6 protein-coding genes are annotated in these 10181 nt (G+C 61.0%); 4 read left to right on the top strand and 2 right to left on the bottom strand.

Annotated elements, in window-relative coordinates; genetic code table 11:
- The first annotated feature begins 200 nt into the window (after positions 1-200).
- From ACFWAD_RS22765 to ACFWAD_RS22755, 3 genes are read left to right on the top strand one after another with little or no spacing between them, the layout of a single operon-like run.
- Positions 201-1025 carry an FAD binding domain-containing protein gene (locus tag ACFWAD_RS22765; protein WP_378547976.1) on the top strand — a complete coding sequence of 275 codons (825 nt, stop codon included), beginning with the start codon at positions 201-203 and terminating at the stop codon, positions 1023-1025.
- A complete protein-coding gene (locus ACFWAD_RS22760) occupies positions 1022-3715 on the top strand; it encodes a molybdopterin-dependent oxidoreductase (RefSeq protein ID WP_378547973.1) in 2694 nt (897 codons plus the stop codon). The genes ACFWAD_RS22765 and ACFWAD_RS22760 overlap by 4 nt, the downstream gene beginning before the upstream one ends.
- Positions 3712-4683, top strand: a complete 972-nt coding sequence (locus ACFWAD_RS22755) for an antibiotic biosynthesis monooxygenase (RefSeq protein ID WP_378547970.1) — start codon at positions 3712-3714, stop codon at positions 4681-4683. The genes ACFWAD_RS22760 and ACFWAD_RS22755 overlap by 4 nt, the downstream gene beginning before the upstream one ends.
- An 86-nt stretch (positions 4684-4769) precedes the next feature.
- Here ACFWAD_RS22755 and ACFWAD_RS22750 read toward each other — a convergent pair whose 3' ends face one another.
- Together ACFWAD_RS22750 and ACFWAD_RS22745 are read right to left on the bottom strand one after the other, a co-directional pair.
- Positions 4770-6008 (bottom strand): DUF222 domain-containing protein, encoded by a 1239-nt coding sequence (locus tag ACFWAD_RS22750; RefSeq protein WP_378547967.1) that lies wholly within the window; start codon positions 6006-6008, stop codon positions 4770-4772.
- Positions 6009-6125: 117 nt separating this feature from the next.
- Positions 6126-9230 carry a multicopper oxidase family protein gene (locus tag ACFWAD_RS22745; protein WP_378548169.1) on the bottom strand — a complete coding sequence of 1035 codons (3105 nt, stop codon included), beginning with the start codon at positions 9228-9230 and terminating at the stop codon, positions 6126-6128.
- A 248-nt stretch (positions 9231-9478) separates the two neighbouring features.
- On the opposite strand from ACFWAD_RS22745, the gene ACFWAD_RS22740 reads away from it, so the two are divergent.
- Positions 9479-10159: a glyoxalase gene (locus tag ACFWAD_RS22740; RefSeq protein ID WP_378547964.1), complete on the top strand. Its 681-nt coding sequence runs from the start codon at positions 9479-9481 to the stop codon at positions 10157-10159.
- Positions 10160-10181 lie beyond the last annotated feature (22 nt).

Genomic DNA, 10181 nt, shown 5'->3' with positions numbered 1-10181 from the left:
GCGCGAGAGCAAGAGGCTGATCGCGCCTCTCAAGCAGTCGTACCCAGAATCGGCCAGCACAAGCAGCGATCCACCGGCCGATGTCGCATACGTTTCACTCATGTTTCACGTGCCCGATATGCACTAAAAGTGTGAATGTGTCCCGTCACCTCGGTAATGTCCCACTTCTGGACGACACGTCCCCCGAGGGGAGCAGGCGCATGGACATCACCACCATTACCGACGTGATACGCCGACCACCGGATCGCCCAGGGGAAGTGTGGCGTCCAGGCGACGCCTGGCTTGCCGGTGGAACCTGGCTGTTCTCCGCCGAACAACCCGACACACGTCGACTCGTCGACCTCACCGCACTCGGTTGGACACCACTGGACGTCGGCGCGACTCACTTCAGTGTCGGAGCTACGTGCACAGTTGCCGAACTGTATGCGTTTGTACCACCGGACAATTGGCGCGCAAGTCCACTTATTCGCGTCAGTTGCGAATACTTCCTCTCCTCGTTCAAGGTGTGGAATGCGGCCACCGTCGGCGGCAACATCTGTATGTCACTTCCCGCCGGACCGATGATCACGCTGGCGGTAGCACTCGAGGCCACGTTCACACTGTGGGCTACCGACGGGGGTGTCAGAACCGTCGACGCTTGCGACTTCGTGACCGGCGACCACCAGAACGTCCTGGAGCCGGGCGAAGTTCTTCGGAGCATCGAGTTCCCGGTGCACGCACTCACCAAACGGCACGCCCACCGCCGATTCAGTCTCACTCATCTCGGGCGATCGACGATCTTCATGATCGCGGTGCAGACTCCTGGCACGGACGACTTTCACCTGACCATCACTGCGGGCACAACGCATCCGATCCGGCTGACGTTCGACGCGATGCCAGACGAAGAATCTCTGCGACAAGCTGTCGACTCCATCCCCGCCGAGAGCTGGTTCGACGATCCCAACGGAACCCCCGACCACCGCCTTCACCTCGCTCGTCACTACGCCGACGAGCTGCGAATCGAACTGACGGGGAGCCTGTCATGAGCTACACGGTGAACGAACGAAAGTTCGACGAGGAACCGTTCCCCGGTCAGTGTCTGCGCACATTCCTTCGGCAACTGGGACACCACGGAGTGAAGAAGGGGTGCGACGGAGGTGATTGTGGGGCCTGCACGGTGTGGCTCGACGGCGCACCGATCCACAGTTGCATCACGCCCGCGTTTCGCGCCGACGGTCACGACGTGACCACGATCGAGGGACTAGGCACGCCCGAAGATCTCCATCCGATTCAGCAACAGTTCCGAGACGCACCCGGTTTTCAGTGTGGGTTCTGCACCGCTGGGATGATCATGACCTCGGCGGCACTCACCGACGAGCAGAAAGTAGACTTGCCGCGAGCGCTCAAGGGAAACCTGTGCCGCTGCACCGGTTACCGATCCATCGAAGACGCTGTCAGCGGTGTCAGCGCAATCGAGGTTGCCCTCCCCGGTCAAGCAGTCGGAACAAGCGTAGGCGCGCCGGCGGCGACCGAGGTGGTAACCGGACGCGCCGAGTACACGATGGACACCGAAATCGACGGCATGCTGCACCTGAAAGTGCTGCACTCGCCTCACGCCCATGCACGCATCACCTCCATCGACACCACCGACGCTCTCGCTGTCCCTGGCGTGCATCGCGTTTACACCTGGAAAGACGTGCCGCGCAAGCTCTTCACCACGGCAATTCATACCGACCACCTTGTAGACCCGGACGACACGTACATCCTCGACAACGTCGTACGTTTCGTGGGCCAGCGTGTCGTCGCCGTACTCGCCGACTCCGTCGTCGCCGCGGAAGAAGGCCGCCGGAAGGTGAAAGTCGAGTACGAGATCCTGCCTGCTGTGTTCGATCCGGAAGAGGCCATGGCCGACGGCGCTCCGGCCCTGCACGGGTCCGACGATCCCTTTGTCAGAGATCCCGAACGCAACATCCTGCTCGAAATTCACGGCCACGTCGGCGATGTCGACGCCGGTTTCGCGGAGGCCGACGTCATCCACGAAGGCACCTACTTCTCACCGCGGGTTCAGCACGCACACCTCGAGACGCACGGATCGATCTCGTGGATGGAAAATGGCCGCCTCCACGTTCGCACAAGTTCGCAGTCTCCCTCGATCGCCAAGGTCAAACTTGCCCACCTCTTCGACCTCCGCCCGGATCAACTACGAGTGTTCTGCAAGCGCGTGGGCGGCGGGTTCGGCGGAAAACAAGAAGTGATCAGCGAAGATCTGGTGGCGCTCGCCACCCTGGACACCGGCCGTCCCGTCTGCCTGGAATTCACCCGCGAAGAAGAGTTCACCACCGCGTCACCACGTCATCCGATGAAGCTGACAATCAAACTTGGTGCCAAGTCGGACGGCACCCTCACAGCCTTTCAGTACCGAAACATCTCGAACACCGGTGCGTACGGAAACCACGGCGGAGAGACACTCTTTGCCGGCGGCGCGGCAGTCTCGCTCTACCGCTGTGCGAACAAGAAATTCGATGCGTATTCCGTGTACACGAACAATGTTCCGAGTGGTGCGTTGCGCGGATACGGGATGACTCAGCCCGCTTTCGCCGTCGAATCGGCGATGACAGAGCTGGCCGTCGCACTGGACATGGACCCGCTAGAGCTGCGCCGACGCAATATCGTGCGACCGGGCGATTCGCTGGTCGCACTCGAGGACGGCCCCGACGACGTGATCTTCACCGAAGACGGACTGGGGCAATGCATCGATCTGATCGACGCCGCGTTGAACCGAAATCAGACCCCATCCCTCGGAGACGATTGGCTTATCGGGACCGGCACCGCAAGTTCTCTACATGAGACAGCGCCTCCCACCGAGCACATTTCCGAGGCCTGGCTCACTCTCGGCGAGGACTGTGTGTACGAACTTGCCATCGGCACAGTCGAATTCGGCGAGGGAACCTCTACCGCCCACGTGCAGATCGCCGCACATCAGCTGGGCACCACACCGTCGCGTGTGCGAATCATTCAATCGGACACCGACCGAACCGGTTTCGACACAGGCGCTTTCGCCAGCGCCGGGCTGTTTGTTGCCGGCAACGCCGTCCTTCGCGCGTCGAACGCGCTACGTGACCGGCTACTGGCCTTCGCGGCACACCACACCGGCGTCGCGATAGACCAGTGCTCGATGGACGACGACAAGATCGTCTGCGGCAGCACTCGGGTAACGCTGCAAGAGTTACTCGAGGCAGCACGCCCGCGCGGGATCCGATTCACCGAGGCTCGGAAGGCCTACGGGTCTCCGCGCAGCGTGGTGTCCAACACCCATGGCTTCAGGATTGCCGTCCACCGCATCACCGGTGAGATTCGCATTCTCTACAGCGTCCAAGCCACCGACGCTGGGGTGATCATCAATCCGGCGCAGGTGCGGGGACAGATCGAAGGTGGCGTCGCCCAGGGCATCGGCTTCGCGTTGACCGAGAACTTCCACGTAGACGCGCATGGCGCGATGATGAACCCGAACCTGCGTAACTACCGGATACCGACCTATGCAGACGTTCCTCGCACCGAGGTGATCCTCGTCGATTCGTCCGACTCCGTTGGTCCGCTCCGCTCCAAGGGAATGGCAGAGTGCTGCATCAATCCGGTTGCTCCTGCACTGGCGAACGCACTGCAGGATGCCACCGGGTCGCGATTCCGGTCGCTACCGCTCACCCCCGAGCGCATCTACACGGGCCTGAACCGATGACCGCGAACACCTCGGCAGACAGCGCGGCAACAGTAATCATCGGCCAGCGAGTGCGCGCCGGACTGGAGAAAGAGTTCGAGGTCTGGCAGAGAGATCTCAACCGAGCAGCCGCAGATTACGCGGGCTTCCTCGGAGCAGAAATTGCGGCTCCGACGCCTACCCAACCTGATTGGGTGATCGTGTACCGCTTCGACTCCATCGCACATGTTCAAGCGTGGATCAACAGCGCGACGAGGCAGGACCACCTGGAGAACGGTCGTCAGTACTTCGACGGCCCGGCCACGCAGCAGGTCGTGAGCGGCGGGATCAAACCTCCGGACCCGTTGCTGACCGTCGTGGTGACGCACCGAGTCGGTGATGACAGCATCGACGAGTTCCTCGCCTGGCAGGACCGTCTTCGCGAAGTGGAGAGCGCTTTCGACGGATTTCGCGGCACCGAACTGTTTCGCCCCGTCGACGGTGTGCAGGATGAATGGACGCTGCTCTATCGCTTCGACAACGCCGCCCATCTCGATACGTGGCTGACTTCCCCTGAACGACAACAACTCCTCGCCGAGGGCCGCAAGTTCCACGACTTCGAACTCCGGACCGTCGACAATTCGTTCGGCAGTTGGTTTGCTTTCGACGAGAACGGAAACGAGGCCCCGCCACCTTCGGAGACAAAAACCTCGATCGCCGTCTGGGTCGGCCTCTACCCGACGGTCGTGTTACTCACCCTGGCCCTGTCGCCGCTGAAGCTGCCCCTCTGGCTGGGATTGTTGATCGGCAATCTGCTGTCGAGTTTCATCATGAGTTTCTTCACGATGCCGTACTACGTGAATCGACTCCTGCGCCGTTGGCTGCGTCCACCTCCGGGGATTCCTGTGGCGAAGACGAACGCGCAAGGAGTGGCAATCGTTGCCGCTGTGACCTTGTTCTGGGTTGTCGTCTTCTACCTCGTGACTACTCAGTTCTGGTCGCTGCCTTGAACTCGACGGAACACGAAAATGCCAGCGTGTGCACCAGGGCATGATTCTTCCCTGGTGCACACGCTGGCATTTTCAGTTATGTCGGTTCACGCCGCTGTCGGTGGGCTGTTCCCGCCGATCGGATGCTGGAACGGATCGATCGACATCGGCGGATAGAACACCGCCTTCCGATCCGGGCCTATCTCGACCCGCCATTCCGTGTGGTGCAGTGTCCGATGATGATGACCGCACAACAAGATCAGATTGTCGAGATCCGTTGGGCCACCATCATTCCAGTGAACGATATGGTGAGCATCGCACCACCCCGACGGTGTCCCACACCCCGGAAACGCGCACCCACCATCCCGGACGGCCAACGCCCGCCGCTGCGGCACCGTCGCGGTCCGTACTTCCTTGCCGCAGTCGAGCGGAACACCATTCTCGTCCAACAAAATCCGGGTGACCGTGCAATCACACGCCAACATCCGTGCAGTGTCGATGCTGACCGGGCCCACCCAATCCGTCCACGCGAACCCCAGTTCCTGACTCGACGGCAGTAGATCCTTCAAGGCTTTGAGGTCCGTCATGTCCTTCGCCGAAGCAGTCACCGTGATGTGCGGTTTCACCCCGCCCTCGATCGGACCCAACCCCGCCCGCTCGTACCGGCGCAACAACTCGCAAAACCCGTCCGCCCGCCGCAACGCCGCAGTACGCGTGTCCTTCACGCCGTCCTTCTCCGGCGTCGGCGCCGACAAACTCGACAACAACGTGATCAAACGGGCCCCGTTCACGGCATCCAGATCGCCCTTCACCGACACACGCCCGTACAAGCCTTTCGAGGCATAGAACTCGTTACGCTCCGAATCCTCCCCCACCGGAACGCCGTCCTCACGTTTGCCGTACTGCTTCTCGATCCGCCGGATCGCCGCCCGCACCGCATCACAATCGGCGATGTTCTTCGACGCCAACCCGAGCAGGATCCCGCGTGCCTTGTCCACATCCGCCGGGGTCATGTTCTTGGGCGGATGCTGACAAAACGACGCCACCTGACGGGCCTTCAACGCATCCACATCGCCCCGGTGAAAAGCATCCGCCACAACAGGTTCGAGCAACAGCAACCGCGCCAGACTGACCAACAGGCTGCACTCACCGATCTCCACATTCGTCGAACCATGCAACCACTGCGCAATCGCCCGAAAACCCTTCCCGCCGAGAACCTCACGGGAAAACATCTCCACGATCAACAACACCATCCGCGACTGCAACTCATGCCGGACACGCACCAGATCCAGAACCTCACTCTTGAGGTCCTCACCATCCAGCAGCCACGCTTCCCGACTGTCCATACCGAAAGTCTAATCGAACATACTTTCGAGAACCAGAGACATAACGGACAACTTCAAGAACGCTCACAACTCAGACCTGTTGAAATCGAACTACTTTCGAAACTGAAGCACACGCGATCATCGACCACCGAGCGGCAAGGCTCCCCCACCGACAGGATAGGGCGGAAGCGTTCCCACAAGCGTCGGTGTCAATGTAGTCGCGGACGGATCGGCGCGACCCAGCGTGAGTTTCCGAACTTCGGCACCCGTTCCGTTGCTACCACTCACAAGGAGATCCGCGCCGGTCGTCGTGCTCGTCGTCGCTACTTCGACGCCCGATCCTGGACCGGCGAACGGATCGAAGGCTGCGACTTCCCGAAACTCTACGTCCGCCGAATGATGGTCAGGGCTCTCGAGGTACATCTCGGGCGCGCCGTCGAGCCTGGATCCACTCGAGAAGACACGGACTGAACCCTCCCCTCCGAGCATGCCCGCCACGATCGATTTGGCTCCGCCCTCAGCGCCGGCCACCCATCCCGTCGAGAGCGACACCCCGTCGCGATAGCCCTGATCGAAGGCCAAGAACTGTGATGTCGTCACCGGACCATCCGCATGACCTGCGTGTTCATCGGAGTCACCCTGCGCAGCTGCCGTCGTCTGGTACAGGTCGTAGCGGAACGTCTTGACCAAAGGCTCGTCGCCGGCACCCGGCGCGGTCACGATGCTCGCCCGACCGGAGTGACTGTCGACCATCCCAGTTGCAAAAGTGACGCCGCTACTCGAACCCGGATACGGAGAGAAGGAGCCGAATTCTGCCGGCGCGGACTTCTTGTCCGCTGGAAGGTCGGTGGAGTAGATCTTGACCTGCGACTCCATTCCTGGGCCCGACGCAACGATGATGTTGTCCGCCAGAGCATTTCCGTCGATGTCGACGCCGCCCACGTTCACTCCACCACGGAACCCCGAATCGAAAGGTGCAAATCTTGCCAACTCGTCGGTGAACGGCACGCCTCCGACTGCGTTGTACGCCACCACTTCCGGAGCCGAGCCTGCACCTGTTCCAGCCACCAGATCAAGCACCATGTCTCCGTTCACGTCGGCCATCGCAACACTCGGCGTGCCTTCGAACGACGGGAAGGGAGTGACGGTGGAGATCAGCTTGTCGCCGTTGGCATCGAATATCTGAACTTTGGCGGGGACTCCGGCCGAACCGGGCACCGCCACTGCGTATGTCGACACCTCTGGAATCACGTTGACAGTCGCCATCAATCCGTTGTCCTCGTGATTGAGTCGGTGGCAATGAATGACAAAGGTTCCGGTGTACTCGGTGAACTTCGTCCGCAACGTCACCGATGCTGGTTCCAGCGCATTCTCGTTCTCGTCCGTCACCGGCGCCGGCACGTTCACGTTGTCGATTCCCCACGGCTGAACGCCCGTCGTGGTACCTGCGACGGGATCCACGACTTCCGTCACCTGGAAGTCGTTGACGTGAATATGCATCGGATGTTCGTCGTTGTTGAGGTTCGTGATCTTCCATTCCTCAACGGAATTCAAACGCGGTTGAATCAGCGGAATGTTGGGGAACGTGTTGTCGGCGAACTCGTAGGTGAAGGCTTTCGGATCACTGTTGCTGGCCTTCTCGTTTCCGAATCCGCCCGAGACTGTGAGGTTGCGGGTCACGTCGGGCGTCATCGCTGCGGTATCCACGAACGAGGTGTAAGTGTCCAGTTTTTGTCCGAAGTCGAATGGAGTCGTCTTTCCTTCGCCCTCGTCTGGTGTCGCGCGGATCAACTGTTGAGTCGGGAACGTGAAGAATCCGTCCGCGTAGCTGATCACCGACGGGTCGACAGTGACGGTTCCGAGTTCGGCCGGCGGATTGTCGGTGCCGTTGTTTGTGTACAGAATGCCTGGATTGCTCACCGGCTTTGCACCTTCGAGCGGTGGCATCTCCAGCACCAGATCGCCGGCCTCCGGCATCGTCACCGCAATCGCGTATCGCGAGGCCGGCGGAATCACCAGCCTGGTTCCGTCGCCGTCCACAGGTGGCCTGACCTCGTCGAACGGATTTCCGTCCTGGCCCACGATCGCGAACTTCGGATGAGCGCCGGTTGCGGTTTCCGTCAACGTGACCGGCATGTAGGCAAAGTCGCTGATGTTCGCGAGGACCCAGATCTCGGTCTGACCCGGCTTCAATCTCAGGGACGGCTGAAATTGACCGTTCACGGTGTACTGCACGTCGCGTTGGTTGTCGGGCAGGGAGGGGTCAGCCGGGACTCTCGTCGATTCGCCCGCGAAGCTCTGAAGGTTGCCTGGCACGAATTGATTCTGTCCACGATGGTTGGCCGGCGACAGCGGTCCGCTGTACCAGTTGGTGAAATACTGTGCTCCCTCCGTGGTTTCCGAGAAATTCACGGGCGCCAAGCTCGGACGGTAGGTACCATCGGCTAATTCCGCGCCGGTGGGCGGCGTCAAGGTACTGACGAATTGGGGCCAGTTCGCGTCGTTGAGCTGCCGGCCCTTCCCCTTGCGGTCGAACACGAAGTTGTACTGCAGTGCCATATCGCGGATCGGAATGTCGTTCGCCGTCACGACAGGCAAATTTCCGTCCGGCCGGCCGATTTCCAGTAGTCCGGCCAGACCCATGTAAGTCTGCTGCGCAGTGAGGGTGTGCCGGTGACTGTGATACCAGTACAGACCGTTCGGCATCGTCCCCGGAATCGCGTAGTCGTAAACATTTCCCTGGCCGGCGGGGATGTTGAGCAACACGTTGTCGGCATTACCGTCCGGACTCACGTGAACTCCGTGCGTGTGCAGATTCAGTGGAGCCGACGACAGCGCCGGCGGATAGATCGGCACATCCCCGCCCGCCGGAGTGAACGCCGGATCGTAGAAGTCCTCGACCGTGAGATCCTGCAGATCGTTGTCGTAATGAATGATCAACCGCTCCCCGGGGTTGACCCGGAGAGTCGGCGCCGGATAGACGTCACTCGCCGAGGTCGACCCGTCCGAGGTCGTACCGCGAATGACTTCGTACCCGAACAGCAGGAAATTCGACACCGGCGCCGACGCGGTATCGAGCGGAATTACTCCCTGATGAGCGGACAACCGCACTTCGAGGACACCATCTCGACTGCTCAGTTTCACCGGCTCCCGGTAGTCGACAGGGGCACCGTCCGAGCCGTAGTGAGCGCCCGCCTCAGGCGCCGATTCACCGGATGTACACGCGCCCAACGCCACCGTCATCGACACCACTACTACCGCGGCCAACGACTTTCCTCGCAGTGCGATCACTGGTTTCCCCGTTCCATGGTGGCGTGAGATACGTCCGATCAGCGCTCATCAGCCTATCGAGAAAACATCCGCTGAACAGGATATTCACGACAAATTGCCCGCGCAGTGCCCGCTTCCGAGATACATGCCGCATGGTGGCTCACCAAACCGATCAGGAATCGAGAAGCACGGCCAAGGGACCCGCAATTACCTTGAAACACATGAACACACCACAGAAGTCCACTTCCAACCACACGGCGTCAAACCACACATCGGCAGGGAGCGCCCAGAGGACCACCGCGCAGTCCGTGATCCTCGACGTCCCGGACCTCGCGGCAGCCGAGGCCTTTCACGACGCTCTCGGCGTCCGAGATCGAATCCAGCTACGCGAATCCAACGAACCGACAACCGGGTTTCGTGGATATACGCTTTCGCTCGTCGTCTCCCAACCGAACATCGTCGACGCATTCGTCGGCGCAGCGCTCGCAGCCGGTGCCACCGAGTTGAAGCCGGTCAAGAAATCCCTCTGGGGATACGGCGGAGTTGTTCAGGCTCCCGACGGTTCGATCTGGAAGATCGCCACGTCGTCGAAGAAGAACAACGGGCCGGCCACCCGCACGATCGACAACCTCGTGCTACTGCTCGGCGCCGAAGACGTCAAGGCCAGCAAGCAGTTCTACCTCGACCATGGACTCGAGGTGTCCAAGAGCTTCGGCCGCAAGTACGTCGAATTCACCAGTGCAGCAGACAATGTCACACTGGCGCTGTATGGTCGGCGCGCCTTGGCGAAGGATGCCGGGCTCGCTCCGGAAGGCACCGGATCGCACCGGATCGCCATCTCCGGCGCTTCCGAACCCTTCGCGGATCCCGACGGTTTCGCCTGGGAGAGCGCCCATTCCTGAGCCGGACGGTGCCCTGCCGGCA

Origin of the sequence: Rhodococcus sp. NPDC059969, from assembly GCF_042738325.1 — a bacterium.
Classification (GTDB): domain Bacteria; phylum Actinomycetota; class Actinomycetes; order Mycobacteriales; family Mycobacteriaceae; genus Rhodococcus_F.
The sequence above is the reverse complement of the archived record's forward strand: the minus strand, read 5'-3'. Positions and strand labels throughout refer to the sequence as shown.

Coding starts and splice junctions, on each gene's coding strand:
- ACFWAD_RS22740 (WP_378547964.1), top strand. CDS start 9,479: ATGAACACACCACAGAAGTCCACTTCCAACCACACGGCGTCAAACCAC.
- ACFWAD_RS22750 (WP_378547967.1), bottom strand. CDS start 6,008: ATGGACAGTCGGGAAGCGTGGCTGCTGGATGGTGAGGACCTCAAGAGT.
- ACFWAD_RS22755 (WP_378547970.1), top strand. CDS start 3,712: ATGACCGCGAACACCTCGGCAGACAGCGCGGCAACAGTAATCATCGGC.
- ACFWAD_RS22765 (WP_378547976.1), top strand. CDS start 201: ATGGACATCACCACCATTACCGACGTGATACGCCGACCACCGGATCGC.
- ACFWAD_RS22760 (WP_378547973.1), top strand. CDS start 1,022: ATGAGCTACACGGTGAACGAACGAAAGTTCGACGAGGAACCGTTCCCC.
- ACFWAD_RS22745 (WP_378548169.1), bottom strand. CDS start 9,230: ATGACGGTGGCGTTGGGCGCGTGTACATCCGGTGAATCGGCGCCTGAG.